This window comes from Streptomyces sp. NPDC058291 (assembly GCF_042880855.1).
GTDB lineage: Bacteria > Actinomycetota > Actinomycetes > Streptomycetales > Streptomycetaceae > Streptomyces.
Map to the genome: position 1 here is coordinate 135117 of NZ_JBHVYK010000006.1, position 17550 is coordinate 152666.

General features: G+C 74.6%; 14 protein-coding genes. 6 read left to right on the forward strand and 8 right to left on the reverse strand.

Features of this window, described 5'->3' with window-relative positions; all coding sequences use genetic code 11:
- Nucleotides 1-34: 34 nt before the first annotated feature.
- From ACFVYK_RS05140 to ACFVYK_RS05165, 6 genes are all read right to left on the reverse strand, one after another.
- Complete coding sequence (locus tag ACFVYK_RS05140) at nucleotides 35-526, reverse strand: hypothetical protein (protein WP_389768639.1); 492 nt, start codon at nucleotides 524-526, stop codon at nucleotides 35-37.
- Between the two features lie 158 nt (nucleotides 527-684).
- Nucleotides 685-2409, reverse strand: a complete 1725-nt coding sequence (metG, locus tag ACFVYK_RS05145) for a methionine--tRNA ligase (protein WP_389768642.1) — start codon at nucleotides 2407-2409, stop codon at nucleotides 685-687.
- Nucleotides 2410-2554: 145 nt separating this feature from the next.
- Nucleotides 2555-4567, reverse strand: coding sequence for a VWA domain-containing protein (locus ACFVYK_RS05150; protein ID WP_389768645.1), 2013 nt, complete (start codon nucleotides 4565-4567; stop codon nucleotides 2555-2557).
- A gap of 210 nt (nucleotides 4568-4777) precedes the next feature.
- A complete protein-coding gene (locus tag ACFVYK_RS05155; protein WP_389768648.1) occupies nucleotides 4778-6748 on the reverse strand; it encodes an FUSC family protein in 1971 nt (656 codons plus the stop codon).
- Nucleotides 6749-6979: 231 nt separating this feature from the next.
- Nucleotides 6980-7888, reverse strand: a complete 909-nt coding sequence (locus ACFVYK_RS05160) for a hypothetical protein (protein WP_389768651.1) — start codon at nucleotides 7886-7888, stop codon at nucleotides 6980-6982.
- Nucleotides 7889-8348: 460 nt separating this feature from the next.
- A complete protein-coding gene (locus ACFVYK_RS05165; RefSeq protein WP_389768654.1) occupies nucleotides 8349-8795 on the reverse strand; it encodes a hypothetical protein in 447 nt (148 codons plus the stop codon).
- A 180-nt stretch (nucleotides 8796-8975) separates the two neighbouring features.
- On the opposite strand from ACFVYK_RS05165, the gene ACFVYK_RS05170 reads away from it, so the two are divergent.
- Both ACFVYK_RS05170 and ACFVYK_RS05175 read left to right on the forward strand, forming a co-directional pair.
- Nucleotides 8976-10223 carry a PP2C family protein-serine/threonine phosphatase gene (locus ACFVYK_RS05170; RefSeq protein WP_389768657.1) on the forward strand — a complete coding sequence of 416 codons (1248 nt, stop codon included), beginning with the start codon at nucleotides 8976-8978 and terminating at the stop codon, nucleotides 10221-10223.
- A 78-nt stretch (nucleotides 10224-10301) separates the two neighbouring features.
- Nucleotides 10302-11702 carry a hypothetical protein gene (locus ACFVYK_RS05175; protein ID WP_389768682.1) on the forward strand — a complete coding sequence of 467 codons (1401 nt, stop codon included), beginning with the start codon at nucleotides 10302-10304 and terminating at the stop codon, nucleotides 11700-11702.
- A gap of 43 nt (nucleotides 11703-11745) precedes the next feature.
- Here the strand turns inward: ACFVYK_RS05175 and ACFVYK_RS05180 are convergent, their stop codons facing one another.
- Nucleotides 11746-11916 carry a hypothetical protein gene (locus ACFVYK_RS05180; protein WP_389768660.1) on the reverse strand — a complete coding sequence of 57 codons (171 nt, stop codon included), beginning with the start codon at nucleotides 11914-11916 and terminating at the stop codon, nucleotides 11746-11748.
- 129 nt (nucleotides 11917-12045) lie between these two features.
- On the opposite strand from ACFVYK_RS05180, the gene ACFVYK_RS05185 reads away from it, so the two are divergent.
- Nucleotides 12046-13389 (forward strand): helix-turn-helix domain-containing protein, encoded by a 1344-nt coding sequence (locus tag ACFVYK_RS05185; protein ID WP_389768662.1) that lies wholly within the window; start codon nucleotides 12046-12048, stop codon nucleotides 13387-13389.
- An 81-nt stretch (nucleotides 13390-13470) separates the two neighbouring features.
- A complete protein-coding gene (locus ACFVYK_RS05190) occupies nucleotides 13471-14184 on the forward strand; it encodes a GAF and ANTAR domain-containing protein (protein WP_389768664.1) in 714 nt (237 codons plus the stop codon).
- Between the two features lie 36 nt (nucleotides 14185-14220).
- On the opposite strand, the gene ACFVYK_RS05195 is transcribed toward ACFVYK_RS05190, so the two are convergent.
- Complete coding sequence (locus tag ACFVYK_RS05195) at nucleotides 14221-14991, reverse strand: hypothetical protein (protein WP_389768666.1); 771 nt, start codon at nucleotides 14989-14991, stop codon at nucleotides 14221-14223.
- A 318-nt stretch (nucleotides 14992-15309) separates the two neighbouring features.
- On the opposite strand from ACFVYK_RS05195, the gene thrS reads away from it, so the two are divergent.
- Complete coding sequence (thrS, locus tag ACFVYK_RS05200) at nucleotides 15310-16530, forward strand: threonine--tRNA ligase (protein WP_389768668.1); 1221 nt, start codon at nucleotides 15310-15312, stop codon at nucleotides 16528-16530.
- 62 nt (nucleotides 16531-16592) lie between these two features.
- A partial coding sequence (locus ACFVYK_RS05205) for a nucleoside hydrolase (protein ID WP_389768670.1) occupies nucleotides 16593-17550 on the forward strand: 958 nt, incomplete at its 3' end.

A 17550-nucleotide genomic window follows, 5' to 3' on the forward strand; every position in this document is an offset into this window, starting at 1 on the left:
CCACGAGCCCCCGGCCCTCGCGACCCCCTGGCCGTCAGGTGTCGTACGAGCCGTCCCACGGTTCGGCGAAGGCCAGGCGGTCCGGGTAGAGCTCCGCCCAGGTGTCGGGTTCGCCGTCCTCGTCCTTGTCCTCGCGGATCACCAGGCCGAACAGGACATCGTCGTAGGTGATGCGGAACGGACGGACGGCGATGTCCGTGTAGGAGCGGCGGGGCAGGCTGCGCAGCAGGGTGGCGAGGCGGACGCGGGCGCGGGTGAGGACCGAGTCGTCGCCGTGCGGGGCGCGCTGCTGCTCGGCCCAGGTGCCGGCGCACCAGATGTCCGAGGCGCGGTGGACGCCGTCCGCGTCGAAGGTGTGCAGCACGGTGTACAGGCGTTTGTGCTCTTCCCAGCCGTCGTCGAGACGGAAGTCCTGGGGGAAGGCGTAGGTGACCGACGCGAGGAACTGCCCGTCCGCGTACCGCCCGATGGACTCGGTGCGGTGCCTCGGCTCATAGGCGATCGGAATGACCTCGGGGACTGCCATGGCGGAAACCATACGGCTTGGCGAGAACATGCCGAAGCGGGGGGAACCCCTCCGTCTTTTCCTCTACATCTTCTCCTTCCGCCCCGGCTTCTTGCGAAGAGGGACGGACGCGGTGAGAGGGACGGACGCGTCACCTCCCTCTCACCGCGCGGGGTGTGTCACTCCCCGGTGCCGCCGAAGCGCTCCTTGTACGCCTCCAGGTCCTCGTCCGTGAGCTTGGCGAACAGGACCGGCGGGACGGTGAAGGGGGTGCCGGCCGGGACGGAGGCGAGGCCGCGGGCCTCGTCGGCCGTCACCCAGGTCGCCGTGTCGTCGGCGAGGGCGAACGCCTCCCGCATGACCTTCGCCGTCGCCGGGATGAAGGGCTCGGAGACCACCGCGTACAGGTGGATCAGGTTCATCGCCGTGCGCAGGGTGAGGGCCGCGCCGTCCTTGTCGGTCTTGATCTCCAGCCAGGGGGCCTTCTCCTCCAGGTAGGAGTTGCCCGCGGACCACAGGGCGCGCAGGGCGGCGGCCGCCTTGCGGAACTGCAGGGCCTCCATCTGCGACTCGTACTCGGCGAGCAGACCGGCGATCTGCTCACCGAGCTTCGCCTCCGCCTCGCCGGGCGCGCTGCCCGCCGGGACCTCCTCGCCGAAGCGCTTCTTGGAGAAGGACAGGACGCGGTTGACGAAGTTGCCCAGGGTGTCGGCGAGGTCCTTGTTCACCGTGGCCGTGAAGTGCTCCCAGGTGAAGGACGAGTCGTCCGACTCGGGCGCGTTGGCGATGAGGAAGTAGCGCCAGTAGTCGGCCGGGAGGACGTCGAGCGCCTGGTCGGTGAAGACGCCGCGCTTCTGCGAGGTGGAGAACTTGCCGCCGTAGTACGTCAGCCAGTTGAAGGCCTTGACGTAGTCGACCTTCTTCCACGGCTCGCGCACGCCCAGTTCGGTGGCCGGGAACATCACCGTGTGGAACGGGACGTTGTCCTTGGCCATGAACTCGGTGTACCGGACGGGGTTCTCACCCGTGTCGGCCTCGTACCACCACGACTTCCAGTCCCGGTTCTCCGGGTCGAGGTCCGACCACTCCTTCGTCGCGCCGATGTACTCGATCGGGGCGTCGAACCAGACGTAGAAGACCTTGCCGTCGGCGGCCAGCTCCGGCCAGGTGTCGGCCGGCACCGGGACGCCCCAGTCCAGGTCGCGGGTGATGGCGCGGTCGTGCAGACCCTCGGTGAGCCACTTGCGTGCGATGGAGGAGGCCAGCTGGGGCCAGTCCGCCTCGTGGCGGGAGACCCACTCCTCGACCTCGTGCTGCAGCTTGGACTGCAGGAGGAACAGGTGCTTGGTCTCGCGGACCTCCAGGTCGGTGGAGCCCGAGATCGCCGAACGCGGGTCGATCAGGTCCGTCGGGTCCAGGACGCGGGTGCAGTTCTCGCACTGGTCGCCGCGGGCCTTGTCGTACCCGCAGTGCGGGCAGGTGCCCTCGACGTAGCGGTCCGGCAGGAAGCGGCCGTCGGCGGGGCTGTACACCTGCCGGATCGCCCGCTCCTCGATGAAGCCGTTCTCGTTCAGACGGCGGGCGAAGTGCTGGGTGATCTCGACGTTCTGCGGGGAGGAGCTCCGGCCGAAGTAGTCGAAGGCCAGCGCGAAACCGTCGTAGACGGCCTTCTGCGCGTCGTGCGCCTGCGCGCAGAACTCGGCGACCGGGACGCCCCGCTCCTTCGCGGCCAGCTCGGCGGGGGTGCCGTGCTCGTCCGTCGCGCAGACGTACAGGACCTCGTGGCCGCGCTGGCGCAGGTAGCGGGAGTACACGTCCGCCGGGAGCATGGACCCCACCATGTTGCCCAGGTGCTTGATTCCGTTGATGTACGGAAGGGCGCTGGTGATGAGGTGTCGAGCCATCGGAGGCTGCTCCCAGGTCGGTCGTGCGCGGTCGTTTTACGAGCCTTGAAAGGGAAATCGTAGCCGACATGGGTGGGCCGCCCGCCTCCCGTTTTACGGGGTGGGAGGCGGGCGGCCCGGGGGTGGCGCGCGGCGCCGGCGGGGGTTACGGCCGCCAGACGGCCAGCACGCCTTCGTAGAGCTCGGCGTCCGTGAGCTCGCGCGGGGCCGGGCCCGCGTGGAAGAAGGACGTGTTCGGGGTCTTGAGCTTGCGGAGGTAGTCGAAGGCCTTGTTGTCGTGCTCGCCGAAGGCCACGAACGAGAAGAAGACGGCGGGGTGGTTCTTCGCCGCTTCGGTGAGGGCCTGGGTGGCCGGGGTCTTCGCGTCCGGTGCGCCGTCCGTCTGGAAGACCACCAGGGCGGGGGCGCCCGGGGCGGCTTCCTTCTCGTGGTGGGCGACGACGGCTTCGACGGCGGCGTGGTAGCTGGTACGGCCCATGCGGCCGAGGCCGGCGTGCAGCTCGTCGATCTTGTTCTCGTGGTCGGCGAGGGTCAGCTCGCCGGTGCCGTCGAGCTCCGTGGAGAAGAAGACGACGTGCACCTTGGCCTCGGGGTCGAGGTGGGCCGCGAGGGCGAGCGTCTGCTCCGCGAGGGCCTGGGCGGATCCGTCCTTGTAGTACGGGCGCATGCTCGCGGAGCGGTCGAGCACGAGGTAGACGTCGGCACGGGCGCCGGTGAGGTGGTTGTTCTCGAGGGCGGTGGCGGCTGCCTGGTAGGCGGTGCCGAGGCCGGCGAGTGCCTGGGCCGGCAGCTTGGCGGGCCCCTGCGCCTCGGCTTCGCCCTCGGCGGAGCCGTCCCTGTCTGCGGGCCCCTGCGAGGCGTCCCCGCCGTCGGCGGCCGCGGGCGCGACCACTGCGTCGGCGGCCGCGGGCTCCGCCGCCGTGTCGTCGGCAGACGTTTCCGCTTCCGCTTCCGCTTCCGCTTCCGCTTCCGCTTCGGGTGCGGCGTCGGGCTTGGCTTCGGCTTCGGGTGCGGCTGTGGGCTCTGTTGCGGGTGCGGCTTCCGCCGGGAGGTCGGCGGGGGCTTCTGCCTCGGGCTCGGCAGCCTTGTCCTCGGCCTCGGGCTCGGCAGCCTTGTCCTCGGCCTCCGGCTCGGAGACCGGTGCTTCCGCCTCGGCGATCGGCTCCTGAACGCTCTCCGAGGCGGGCTTCTCGGCCGCCACCTCGGCGTCGCCGTCGGCGTCCGCTTCGACCTGCGGTTCCGTCGCACCCGAGGACGCGGCCGGCTCGGGGGCGGCGGCAGTGTCCGATGCGGGGTCCTCCGTCACGGACTCGGACTGCGGCTCCTCTCCGGAGGAACGCACCTCGTCATCGACCTCGACGGCCGGCGCCTCCGCGGCAGCCGTCGTCTCGGCCTCGACCGCCGTTCCGGCTTCTGCCGCTTCGACGGCCTCGGCTGCGGCGTCAGACTCCGCCTCGCCGTCGGCCTTGGCATCAACGGCGCGCTCGGGGTCGGGCTCCGTCTCGGCGGTGGCCTCCGGCTCGGGCTTGCCCTCGGGCTCCGCCTCGGTGGCCTCGGCGGTGGCCTCGGCCTCAACCTCGGCCTTGGCATCAGCGGCGCGCTCGGCGTCGGGCTCCGTCTCGGTGGGGGCCTCGGCGTCGGGCTTGCCCTCGGGCTCCGTCTCGGTGGGGGCCTCGGCGTCGGGCCTGCCCTCGGACTTCGCCTCGGTGGGGGCCTCGGGCTTTGGCTCGGGCTCCGTCTCGGTGTGCGTCTCAGCCGCGTCCGCGGTCTTGGCGTCGGCGTCGCCGTCGGTCTTCGTCCCGGTGTCGGCGGCTGCCTCGGCGTCCGCCTGTGTCCCGGCCCCGGTCGCCGTGCCGGGCTCGGACGCGGGGATGGATTCCGTCGACCTCGTGGGGTTCGGGACCGTCACGTTGTCGAAGGCCGCTGCCACGAGGTCGTGTTCGTCCTGGGTTGCCGGGCGGGGTTCCGGGACCTTGGCGACCGTCGGGTCCGGCTTCGGCTCGGTGCGGGGCGTGGGGGTGGCCGGAATCGGCTCGTGCTCCTGCCCCTCGGCGGCGGTCCGTTCCTGCGAAGGAACCTGTTCCGCACCCTCTGCCTCGGCGGTACGCCCCTTGCGGGACCTGCCGAACGCATTCCGCAGGAGAGTGAGAATGCCCATTTGCGCAACCCTTCGCATGAGTTGATGCCCGTCAATCCCTGGCCAGGACGGACACGTAAGGTTAGCGGCCCCGTGTGGTGATCTTGGGCAGGGGTGAGTGTGCGGAACCGGGGTGTGTCAATACCGCCTCGACGCCCGCTTTGCGCCTACCTGAGGCCCTGGCGGCTGCCGGGGGTTCACTCCTGACGGCGCCGGCCGGCCCGGTCGCGGTCAGGATCGGCCGGGTCGGCCCTGGCCGGTGGGCGGCGAGGTGATCACTCTGGCCGCCGCGACCTCCTGGCGCAGCGGCTCCAGGACGCTGTCGGGCGGGCCGGTCAGGTCGGTGCGGACCGGGTGGAGCACGTCCGTGTCGCGCAGGCCGTCGGCCAGTTCCCGCAGTTGCAGGGTGACCTGGGCGAGTTCCGGCCGCGACGGCGGTTCCGCTCCGTGTCCGACCCGGACCCGGGCCGCCGTCGTCGCGTCGACCACGCGTTCCACCGCGACGACCAGCGGCCACCAGGCGGCGGCCCGGCGTCCGGTGGGCGGGGGCTCGGTCAGGGCGCGCTGGAACTCCGTGCGGATGACGGACAGGTCGCGGTACAGACGGCGGCGCATCCGGGCACGCTCGGCGGGGTCGACGTCGGGGCCGAAGGCGGAGTCGACGTAGCGGGCGGTGTCCGCGACGGCGTCCGCCAGCCGGTCGCCGACCCGGGTGTGCCAGCTCTCCGGCCACAGCAGGTAGCCGGCGACGAGCGCGATGCCGCAGCCGATCAGCGAGTCCATCAGGCGGGGCAGCAGGAGCGCCGTGCCCTGGTGGTTCAGGATGTCCGACAGCAGCAGGATCACCGGGGTGATCGCCGCCGTCTGGTAGCCGTACCCGCGCGGGGTCAGGGCGGGGATCAGCGGGGCGAGCAGCAGCATCGCCGGCACGTCCCACCAGCCCCGCGGCACCTGGGACAGCACCGCCGCCGCGACCACCAGTCCGGCCACCGTGCCCAGCGCCCGCAGCAGCGCCCGGGAGAACACCGAGCCGAAGTCGGGCTTCATGACGAAGGTGATGGTCAGCGCCACCCAGTAGGAGCGCGGCACCGGGACGATCGAGACCAGCACCTGGGCGAGACCGACGCACAGGGCCAGCCGCAGGCCGTAGCGCCACGACGCGGCGGAGAGGGCGACGTCGCGGGCGGCCCGGGCGGCGCGGACCCGCAGGCCGGCCGGACGGCCGAGCCGGTCGTCGGCGCCCCACGGGTCGAGGTCGGGGGCGGCGACCACCTCGGCGGCGTGCCGCAGGGCGTGGTCGATGGCGCGCGCCGTCTCGGAGCCGGGGTCGGGCAGCCGGAGCCCTATCGGTCCGGTGAAGCCGGTCTCGACCGCCCGTGCGAGGTGGAGGACAGCCTCGGGGACCTCGGCCGAGAGCGGCCGGCCGTTCAGATGGGCCGCGGGGGCCGCCTCCACCACCGGGGTGATCGCGTTCAACACGGCCATCAGCCGGGTGAGTTCGGGACTGCGGCCGTGATGACCGGTGCGGCGGGCGAGGACGAGGTCGTACGACTGGTTGAGGGACTGGGTGACCGTGTGCCGGGCGTCCTCGTACTCGCCCGGTATCCGGCTGCCGCAGGCGGCGAGGAGGTCGGCGACCGTGCGATAGGTGGCGGCGACCGCCGTGCGTTCCGGCACCCCGGACCGCAACGGCCAGGCCAGCAGGGCGAGCAGCAGCACGAGCAGTCCGCCGCCGGTCATGAGGAGGGGGGCGAGCCACCAGGGGCCGGGCATGGCGAGGCCGGCGCCCACCACGGAGTTGAGCAGGAGCAGCAGTCCCGACACGGACGCCACGGCCCCGATCGTCGAGATCATCCCGGAGAGCAGCGCGACGCCCGTGACGGCGGTGACGGCGAGCCAGCCGTACCCGTACACGGCGGATCCGAGGGTGACGCCCACCGCTCCGAACAGCTGGGGGATCGCGATGTTGAGGATCCGCATGCGGTAGGCGTCGGCGGTGTCGCCGATGACGCCGGACAGCGCGCCCATGGAGGCGATCGCGCCGTAGGCGGGGTGTCCGGACGCGAGGCCGATCACCAGCGGCAACGTCATCGCGAGCGCGGCGCGGGCGGCGGCGGGCCGGTTGACGGGGGATCGGACCGGCCGGAGGTTCCGCACCAGCCAGTCCGGAGGGGTGAGGCCGATGGGGAAGGCGCGGGACATGCGCCCATTATGGGCGCCGCCCGACTGCCGGCCCTGGTGGTGGGGTGCCCCGGCAGTCTGGTGGTGGGGGTGTGCCGGCGGTCTGGTGGCGGGGGTGTGCTGAGGGTCTGGTGGTGGGGGTGCCCCGGCAGTCTGGTGGTGGGGGTGTGCCGGCGGTCTGGTGGTGGGGGTGTGCTGAGGGTCTGGTGGCGGGGGTGTCCCGAGGGTCTGGTGGTGGGGGTGTGCCGGGGGTCAGGCTCGGATGCGCGTCGACTCCGGCGGTGGGGCGGGCGCGGGGGCCGCGGGCGCTCGCCGGCCGCGCAGGCGGCGGACGAGCGGGGAGCGGGGGCGGGTGAGCCAGGTCGCCGCCGCCACCGTCAGACCGACCGCGAGCAGCAGCCAGGACGCCGTGCGCAGGGTGGCGGTGAGCGCGTCGTAGACCGCGCCCGCGGCCGGGCGGCGGGTCTCGTCGGGCAGGTCGGCGAGGGTGAGACTGCGGCCGACGGCGACGGCGAGGCCCAGGAACGCGCCGCCCAGGGCGGTGCCGAGGGCGGTCGCGGTGATCGCCCGTCGGCGGCAGGCGGCGACGGCGATGCCGGCGACCCCGAACACGACGGCGGCCAGGGGAAGCCAGAAACCGGCGACGTCGAGCACGCGATAGCCCTTCCGGAGTGCGGCGAGGTGGTCGGGCGGGAGCAGCGCCACCCGGGTGTGCTCGATCGGGATGCGCTCGGCGAACGGCACGTGATCGACCGTCAGTTGACGCTTGAGGGGGCCGGTGACGGTCGCCAGGTCCACGGTGACCGGACCGTCGGCGCGGTCGGCGCGGTCGTCCTGGAGCGCCTTCATCACCGCCGTGTGCGCGGCCGTGTTGCCGGCGTCCCAGGCGGTGCGGTAGGCGCGGGTCGCGGTGAACGAGCGGACCGCGTCCCGCAGGAACAGGGGGTTCATCCCGGCCGCGCGCGCGACCCCGTCGCCCACCGTGTCGGCGACGACGTCCCGCACGGCGGGGTCCGAGGCGAGCGGTGCCATGGCCGTGACGTAGCCGCGGGTGTCGGTCAGGCCGTACGCCGCCCAGGCCGCGAGCACGCCGGCCGGCACGAGCAGGCAGGACAGGGCGACGAGGACGGCCGAGAGGACGCTCCGCAGGCTGGGGGACACCTCTCCAGGCAACGGTCCCCGGGCGCGGAGCGCGAGCCCTGGCGGCCGTACGGGTGGCGTCGCGCCCCGGCGGGCTCGTCCCGCTCCGGTGGAGGGCTCACCCGAACGGGTGTTTCCTGGTTCTGGGGAGACGCAGGCGGCCGTTCCCGTGCACGGGGTGACGTCAAGGGCCTCGTCGGGCGGCCGGGCGCCTCGTCGGGCGGCCGGGAGTGGGTCCCGGCCGGTCGGTGAGTGGAGGGATGAGGGAAACACATGGGCCCCGGCGCGAACCGCCGGGGCCCATGTGGCGCACGCGGCCGGGGCGCATGTGGCGCACGCGTCGAGGGTGCGGCAGGGCGGGCGCGCACGGTCGGGCCGCAGCCGCCCAGTTGTCCAACCGCCCAGCCGCCCAACCACCCAGCCGCCCAGCCGCCCAGCCGCCGCGGGCAGTGGAGGCGGCGGAGGGGCGGCTTCGCCGGAGTCAGCGGATGCGGTGGCCCGCCGCGTCCTCGTGCGTGTAGTAGCGGAAGAAGAGGGCGACGAAGGTGGCCGCCGCGACGGCCAGCCCCATGCCCGTGGAGCGCAGGACGCTTTCGTCGGCCTGGTTGTAGAGGAAGCCCATGGCGCAGCCGGCGAACCCCGCCCACAGCAGGGCGTGCAGTTCGCGCCGCATGCGCGGGGCGAGCGCGTGGACGCCCGTCCACAGCGCCGCGAACGCGATCGCGCTCACGAAGCCGAGCAGGATGTTCCAGCCGGTGATGGGGCCGCCGTCCCGGTTGTTGGCCGCGACCCAGTAGCCGTAGACGAGCCCCAGGACCGAGGCCGTCGCCCAGCCTGCGACGCGGTGGGTCCGTTCGCTGAAGAGGTCGGGCGTCCGGGATCGTGCGGAGGGGGTCCGCAGTCCCGGCGCCGGTGCCGCATGAGCCATGAGAGCGCTCCTCTCTCTCCCGCCCCCGCCTTCCAGGTCACACCTGGGCCGCGGCGCTGGCAAGTCGGATGACGAGATTTCCCGGTCCGACGCGGAACAACGGACGCGGAACAACGGACGCGGAACCCCGCAAGCGGATCACCGGATGCGGACGCCGGCCGCCCGTGTTTCGCTGACCTCATGGAGTTCCGCGGTCACGGCCTGCTCGACCGCCGTCCGCGGGTGGAGCGCCGGGACCCCCGGGACGTGCTGCAGCGCCACCAACTCCTGCGGATCCGGGGTCGCAGCGTCACCTGGCTGGTGCCGCTCGGGGTGCTCGCGGCCATCACCTACGCCGACTTCAACACCACCGGCGAGTTCCGGATCGTCTCCTGGTGCGTGTTCGTCTCCGCGATCGCCGCGGCGCTGTGCGGGGTGTGGACGACGGCGCTGTTCGCGGTGCTCGCCCTGGTCACCTACGTCCTCAGCGACGCCGCGTGGCCCTCGGAGTACCGGGAGGGCCCGGCGGACTTCGTCCTCGTCCTGGTCGGCGGCGTGCTGTCCGTGCTGGCCGCGTCGGTCCGGGTGCGCGGCGAGCGGCGGATGCTGCACATCATGCGCATCGCCGAGACCACCCGCCGTACGGTCCTGCGCCCGCTGCCGCAGCCCTGGGGCGGCCTCGGCCACGCGGCCGTCTACCTCGCCGCCGACGCCGACGCCCGGATGGGCGGCGACTTCTACGACATCCAGCCCGGCCCGCACGGCACCCGCGTCCTCCTCGGCGACGTGCAGGGCAAGGGGCTGGGCGCGGTGGAGGCGGCGGCGGCGCTGCTGGGCACCTTCCGGGAGGCCGCTTATCACGAGGCGGACCTGGCGACCGTGGCCGCCTGTCTGGAGACGCGGATGCGACGGCATCGTCTGCACACCGTGGCCCTCGGCCGGGCGGACGGCGACCGGTTCGCGACGGCCGTGCTGATCGGCTTCCCGCCCAACGTGGCGGCGGACGCGGACGGTGGCGGCGCGGCGGGGACGGTCGAGCTGGTCGGGTTCGGGCACGAGCCGCCGCTCGCGGTCGGCGGCGAGCGGGGCGTGCGGACGCTGCCGAACGGCGGCGGGCTCCCGCTGGGGCTCGGCGAGCTGGCCGGGCAGGACGGGCCGCCGCCGGTGCTGCGGGCGCCGGTCGCCGCCGACGAGACGTTGCTGCTGGTCACCGACGGGGTGACCGAGGCGCGGGACGGCGCCGGCGAGTTCTATCCGCTCGCCGAGGAGGTCGCGGCGGCCGTCGCCCGTGATCCGCGCACGGCCGAGCCCGGCCGCCTGGTGGCCTTCGTGCGGGACGCCACGCTGCGGCACTGCGGGGGCCGGCTCGCCGACGACACGACCGTGTTCGCCGTGCGCCGGATCGCGGACGACGACGAAGGCTCCGTAGAGGGACGTTTGCAGTCCTGAGGCCCCCCTTCGCAGCAGCAGCGGTTACGGTGCTGAGGTACGTGATCGACCGGGGGAGGACCCATGCGGGAGGGGACCATGCAGGGGACGGTGCTGCTGCTGGCGGCCTCGCCCATGGGCAAGGGGTGTCTGGTCGACGCGGCCTCCGTGCTCCCCGTGCTGGCGGCCGTGCCGCCCGCCGTGCTGGCCGGCGCCGACACCGCGAACGTCGTCGAGCTGGCCGATCCGCTGGAACCGCAGGCCGTGCTGACCCGGCTGCGGGCCGCCGCGGCCGCGCCCGGGCCGCTGACCGTGTACGTGGCGGGCCAGCTGCAGCTCGACCGCCGCCAGCGGCTGCCGCATCTCGCGCTGGCGCGCACGACGCCCTCCACCGTGCGGTACACGGCGTTCCCCTGGCACTGGTTCCGGGAGGAGCTGCGGCTGCGGCCGGCCGGGGTGACGACGGTGCTGCTGGACCTGCACGCGGACGCGGAGACCTGGGAGTGGCTTCGGGGGAACGCCCTGGACTGCGGGCCCGCGGTGGCCGTCTACGGGAGGGTCGCGCCGCCGGCCGGACGGGGGCGGCGGGCGGTCGCCGCGCCCTCGTACATGAAGGCGGTAGCGACGATACTGCGCAGCGGCGGGCGGCCGGGGCCGGAGCGGTTGCATCAAATGGCGACGGCTCGGATCGCCGGCGACGGGGAGGCGGGGGACCTGGTCCTCTTCGCCCCCGTGACTGCCTCCCCGCCGGCGTCTTCCCGCCCCGGCCCACCTCTTTCCGTCCCGCCCCGCCCCGGCCCTCCACTTTCCGTCCCGCCCCTTCCCGGCCCACCTCTTTCCGTCCCGCCCCTTCCCGGCCCACCTCTTTCCGTCCCGCCTCTCCCTGCGTGGCCGGAGCCCGTCCTGTCCGGGGCGGCGTTCCCCCATCCGTCCGTGCCCGCCCCGGCCGGGGCGGCGCCGGCGCTCTCCGCGCCGCTCGTGGCCGTCCCGTCGGGGGCGACCGCGTTCCTTCCGGTGCCGCCGCCGCTCTCCGTCGCCGGGAGCGTCCGTTCCCGGGCGCCGGGCGAGGCGCCGGACGGCGATCCGCACGCCGACATCTCCGCCGCCGTCCGGTCGGGCCGGCACGCGGACGCCGACGCGCTCGCCGCGCGGTGGGAGCAGGCCGCCGCCGCCGCGCACGGGGCCGGCTCCGAGCAGGCGTTGCACTGGGCCGAGGTGCGGGCGGACCTGGCGATGTTCGCGGGGGACGCCGAGCGCAGCTGCCGCACCTGGATGGCGGTCGCCGTCGCGCGGCTGGACGCCGGTCAGCCGGCGGACGCGCCCGCGGTGGAGGCGGCGGTGGACCGGGCGCACCACCAGTGGGGCCGGATCGGCAGCGCGGCCCGCGCCCGTGAGCTGGGGCCCGCTCTCGCCCGGTTGCGCGCCCGGGTGCCCGGCCGGCGTCAGGGCGCGCTGGACCACGTCCAGGAACAGTTGCGGCAGTTGCAGACCCAGGGGTGACGCGGCGGCAGGGCCCGGATCGGGCGGTGCGGCGGCGCAGGCGTCAGCGGTGTTCCGCCGTCGCGTGCCGGGTGACGGGGGCGGGCGGCACGACGCCGGTGGACGCGGCCGGGCCCGCGTTGGCCGCGGTGATCAGCGCCGTCACGGTCAGCAGGGCTGCGGCGACGGCCCTGACACAGGGCGCGCAACGGCGTGCGGAGATGCGTCCGGACACGGTTACCTCGCAACGTCGGCGACTGCGATACTCACGTCAGCCAGCTGTTAAACGTGCTTGACTCGCTGTTTAACCTAGGGGCTGGGACAGCCCAACGGCAAGAGTGCCAGGGGGAGTTGGGGGACCGGCGTGACAGAGCGGGACGAACCGGAGGTCGTCGGACGCCGGGTACAGCGGCTGCGCGTCGAACGGGGTCTCACCCAGCGGCAGCTGGCCGAGCCGACCTACACGCCCGCCTACGTCTCCACCCTGGAGGCCGGCCGGGTGCGGCCCTCCGACGAGGCGCTCAGGCACCTCGCCGAGCGGCTCGGCGTCGACTTCGAGGAACTGGCCACCGGCCGTCCCGCCCGGCTCGTCACCGACCTGCGGCTGCGCCTCACCGAGGCGCAGCGGGCGCTGGCCACCGGGGCGGCCGAGGAGGCGGCCCGGCAGTACACCGCGCTCCTGGCGGAGGCCGAGGAGCACGGGCTGGCCGGGGAGGAGGCCACCGCGCTGCTCGGGCTCGGCGAGTGCGGCATCGACACCGGCGACCTGGACGCGGCCCGGAGCTGCTTCGAGCGGGCGGAGCGCCGGCTCGCCGACGCGCCGCTGCCGGCCCGGGTGCCCGCCCTGCGCGGCCGGGCCGTCGCCCACTACCTCGCCGGCGAACTCCGGTACGCCGTCTACCTGCTGGAGTCCACGCTCGACGAGCTCAACCGGGGCGGGCTGTACGATCCGGACGCGCTGCTGCTCCTCTACGCCTCCGTCATCGGGCCGTACATGGACATGGGGGCGGCGGCCCGCGCCGCGCAGGCGGCCGAGTTCGCCCTCGCCCTCGCGCCCCGGGTCGGCGATCCGGCCCTCGTCGCGCGGATGCACCGGTCCGTGGCCCGGACCCTTCTCGCCGAGGGCCGCCTCGCGGAGGCCGACGCCTCGCTGGCCAAGGCCGCCGAGCTCTACCGGCAGCTCCAGCTGCGCACCGAGCTCGCCAACTGCCACTGGATGCGCGGCTACGTCTACGCCCAGAACGGCGAACTGGAGCGTGCCGAGGACGAGTTGAAGCAGGCGCAGACCATGCTCTCCGCCCAGCGCGCCGCGCTCTACAGCAGTCAGGTCGCCGTCGAGCTGGCCGACGTGCTGCACCGCAGGGGCAAGTCGCAGGAGGCCGCCGCCCTGCTGCACGGGGTCCTCGGGGACCTGTCCTCCGAGCGGGGGGCCGTGCACTCCGCGGGCGCCCACCGGCTGCTCGGCATCATCGCCGAGGACGCCCGGGACACGGAGGCGGCCGAGGAGCACTATGTGCGGGCGCTGAGTCTGCTGGAGCGGGCCGGCGCGGCGGGCGACCTCGCCGACCTGTGCCGGATGCTGGGCGACCTGTTGCGGCGCACCGGCCGGGTCGAGGCGGCGCTGGACGCGTACCGCACGGGGCTGGGGCACCGCACGGCGCCGGGCTCGACGACCCTGGGCCCGGCCCCCGCGCAACCCCCGCTGTAGGCCCCTCCGGTTCTCGGGTCGGGGGCGGGGTACCCGGTCGACCGTCGGAAGTGGTCGCGTCCCGTCACGGAGGTGAGGGCGATGGGCGACCAGGAGCGGATCCGGGTCGCCGGGGCCGTCGCCCGGGAGATGCGCGGCGCGGGCCCGTGGGAGGTGCCGCAGCGGCTGTGCGACGCCGCCGTGAGGCTGTTGCCGGTGGACGACGCGGGTGTGGCGCTGCGCGGTGAGGGGATGCCCGTGCCGCTCGGGGCGAGCGGGCGGCGGGCCGCCGACGTCATGGAAATCGAGGTCGACCTGGGAGACGGGCCCGGTCTGGAGGCCGCGGCGACCGGTTCGCCGGTCTTCGCCCGCGATCTGGCCTCCTGCCGGGACGCCTGCCGCTGGCCGGTCTTCGCGCAGCAGGCGGCGGCGGCCGGGGTGCGGTCGGTGTACGCGCTGCCGCTGGGCGCCCGCGCGGTGTGCGTGGGCACGCTCGAACTCTGCCGGGACGTCCCCGGCGAGCCGCCCGACGAGCTGCGCACCGCGCGGGCGGTCGCCGAGGTCGTGACGGCGGCGCTGGTCTCGCTGTCGATGGCCGAGCCGGACGACGCGGGCGGCTGGCTCAGCCCGCTGGCCGTCGACCACGGCGAGGTGTACCAGGCGGTCGGCATGGTCATGGTGCAGCTCGGCGTCCCGGCGGACGAGGCGCTCGCGCTGCTGCGCGGCCACGCCTTCGCCCAGGGCTGCCCGGTGCTCGAACTGGCCCACGAGGTGATCGCCCTGCAGGTCCGCCTCGACGGCCCCCCGCCCGCCTGACCCGCCGCTCGCCGCCCCGCCGCTCGCGGGGCGGGGTCAGACCTGGGCCCGGGGCTGTTTCCTGACGTCGGCCAGCCGGCGGACGCCGAGCTGCACGGCCGCCTGGGTCGCCGCGTTCGGGGCGTCGTTCAGTCCGCCGTCGACGAGCGCGAAGGCGTCCTCGCCGGTCCGCACGGCGGCGACGTCCAGGGTGAGGACGGTCGGGTCGCCGCCGTTCTTCGCCGAGACGGTGGCCGTCACGCGCAGCCCCTGGCGGGCGTCCCCCACCTCCGGCAGGGGCAGTTCGGAGACCCGCACGTCGAGCACCGCGTCGCCGGTCGCCTTCGCCGTGAAGCGCGCGCACTTCCCGGGCACCGTCTTCAGCCAGGCCAGCCTGCGGTCGACGTCCGCCGGGCGATGGCCGGTGAGCTGGTAGCGCAGCTGGGCGCCGGTGTCGGGGTCGTCCAGGGCGGTGACCGCGCGGGCGGGGCCGCCGAGCGGCTCGTCGGCGTAGAGGTCGTCGAGGAGCCGCTGGCACTCGGCGGTGGACGTGGTCGCCTTGAGCATGCCGTCCCGCCAGGTGGCCGCGCCGCGGGTCCGGGTCCAAGGCGCGCCCAGGTCGGTCTCGGTGATGAGGGCGGCCTGCGCCTGCGCGTCGGTGAGGGTGGAGGAGCCGGCCGGCGCGGTGGGCCGGGCCGAGGTCCGCTCGACGGTCGGCGTGGCCGGCGCGGCGGTCGGCGGGTGCTCCAGGCCGAGGGTGGCGCAGCCGGCGACGGCGGTGAGGGCGACGACGGCGAGGGTGGAGGCCAGGAGGGTGCGACGGGTCATCGGGGGGTGCCTCCAGGGGTGCGCGCGGGCTGCGTCCTCCCACGGCACCACCGGTGCCGCCCGCCGACCAGCGCGACGGTCCGTACGGGTTACCGGCGTTGGTGCGGGCGGGTGGGCGGCGCGCGGAAATCGGGTGGCGCGACGGCCGCCGCCGTCGTTACCGTCGTCGGCATGCAGCGCGCCCAGCCGTCCCTCACGACGACGCCGGACACCGTCCCGGCGCGCTGATCCACGACTGGATGACCGAAGCCCCGGGGCGAGCGCCCCGGGGCTTCGCCGTTCCCCGGTCCCTCGCCCCCTCCGAGCGAGGAGCCCCCCGTGAACGACCATGATCACCGCCGCCTCGGCCGCGCGCTCGGCCTGTTCGACACCGACCCGCTGATGGGCGCCGGCCTGCCGTACTGGCTGCCCGACGGCGCGGTCGTGCGCCACACCCTGGAGGAGTACGTGCGGCAGGCCGAGCGCGCCGCCGGCTACCGGCACGTGTACTCGCCGGTCCTCGGCAAACGCGAGCTGTACGAGATCTCGGGCCACTGGGACCACTACCGCGAGGACATGTTCCCGCCCATGGAGCTGGGCGCCGAAGAGGTCGTGCTGCGGCCCAGCCTCTGCCCCCACCACGCCCTGATCTACCGCTCCCGCTCGCACAGCTACCGCGAGCTGCCGCTGCGGATCGCCGAGCTGGGCGGCATGTACCGGTCGGAGCCGTCCGGGGTGCTCGGCGGCCTGACCCGGGTCCGGGCCATCCAGCTCAACGACGCACACGTCTTCTGCACCCTGGAGCAGACCGTGGACGAGGCCCGCGCCGCCCTCGCCCTGATCGGCCGCGCCTACGCGGACCTGGGCATCCGTGCCTCCCGCCATCGTCTGTCGCTGCCCGGCGAGGGCGGCAGGCACGTGGCCGACCCGCGGCTGTGGCGGCGGGCGACCGCTCTGCTCAGGGAGGTCCTGGACGGCTCGGGGATCGCGTACGAGGAGGCGGAGGGCGAGGCCGCGTTCTACGGTCCGAAGATCGACGTGCAGATCACCGACCGCGCCGGCCGCGAGGCGACCCTGTCCACCGTGCAGATCGACTTCCACCAGCCCGAACGCTTCAACCTGCACTACGTCGGCCCCGACGGCGCGAGACACCGGCCGGTGATGGTGCACCGCAGCGTCATCGGCAGCATAGAGCGGGTGGTGGCGCATCTGGTCGAGGAGCACGGCGGGGCGTTCCCCGTCTGGCTGGCCCCCGTCCAGCTGGTCGTGCTGCCGGTGTCGGGCGCGCAGGAGGGGCCGGCGGCGGAGCTGGTGCGGCGGGCGGTGGCGGCGGGGCTGCGGGCGGAGTCGGCGGGCCCGGAGCAGGGCAGTCTCGGGGCCCGGGTGCGGGCCGCGCGGCTCGCGCCGTACCAGGCGGTGATCGGGGAGCGCGAGGCGGCGGAGGGCGCGGCGTCCGTCCGGCTGCGCGACGGCCGCCGCCCCGGGGCGCTGCCCGCCGAAGAGCTGGTCCGCCGGATCGCGGAACGGGCGGCGGCGCGCGGCGCCGGGCTGTGGGAGTGAGCGCGCCTCGCACGGGTCCCGCATAGGGTCGGGGACGACCGTGGTGCGGAAGGAGTCCTCAGGTGAGCGAGCAACCCATTCCCGTGATCATCGACTGCGACACGGGCGTCGACGACGCCCTGGCCCTGCTGTTCGCCGTGCGCCATCCCGGACTGGACGTGCGGGCGGTGACCTGCGTGGCGGGCAACACGGACGTGGACGGGGTGGTGCGCAACACACTGACCGTCCTGGAGCAGGCGGGCGCCGGTGACGTCCCGGTCGCGCGCGGCGCCGAACGCCCGATGATCGAGCCGCTCCGGGTGGCGCGGCACGTGCACGGCGCCGACGGCATGGGCGACCTGGGCCTGCCGGCCCCGACCCGCCGTCCGGTCGACGTGGACGCGGTGACCCTGCTGCGCCGCGAGATCCTGGCCTCTCCGCGCCCGGTCACGCTGATTCCCACCGCCCCGCTGACGAACATCGCCCTGCTGCTGCGCACGCATCCGGAGGTGACCGGCAACATCGAGCGGATCGTGTTCATGGGGGGCGCGGTGACGACCGGGAACGCCACGCCGGTCGCGGAGTTCAACGTGTGGCACGACCCGGAGGCGGCGGCGGTCCTGCTCACCGCGGGCGTGCCGATCACGATGTACGGGCTGGACGTCTTCAAGCGGGTCCTGGTCCCGGCGACGGACGTGGGCCGGCTGCGGGCGAGCCCGGAGCCCCGACTGCGGCTGGCCGGCGAACTGCTCGCCCACCGCGACCCGGCGACCTCGGGCGACCCCACGCCCACCGGCGGGCTCGGCGACGCGGGCGCGGTCTGCGCGGTGGCCGACCCGGCGGGCCTGACCACCGAGCTGCTCCCGGTCGAGGTGGCTCTCGCGCCCGGTCCGGCCCGCGGCCAGACGGTCGTCGACCGCCGCCCGCGCCCCGGCGAGTCCGAGATCCACGAGGGCGCCCGCGAACAGGCCCGGGTGGACGTGGCGTTGGACGTGGACGTGGAACGCTATGTGAAGCTGTGGCTGACGACGGTGGAGGGCG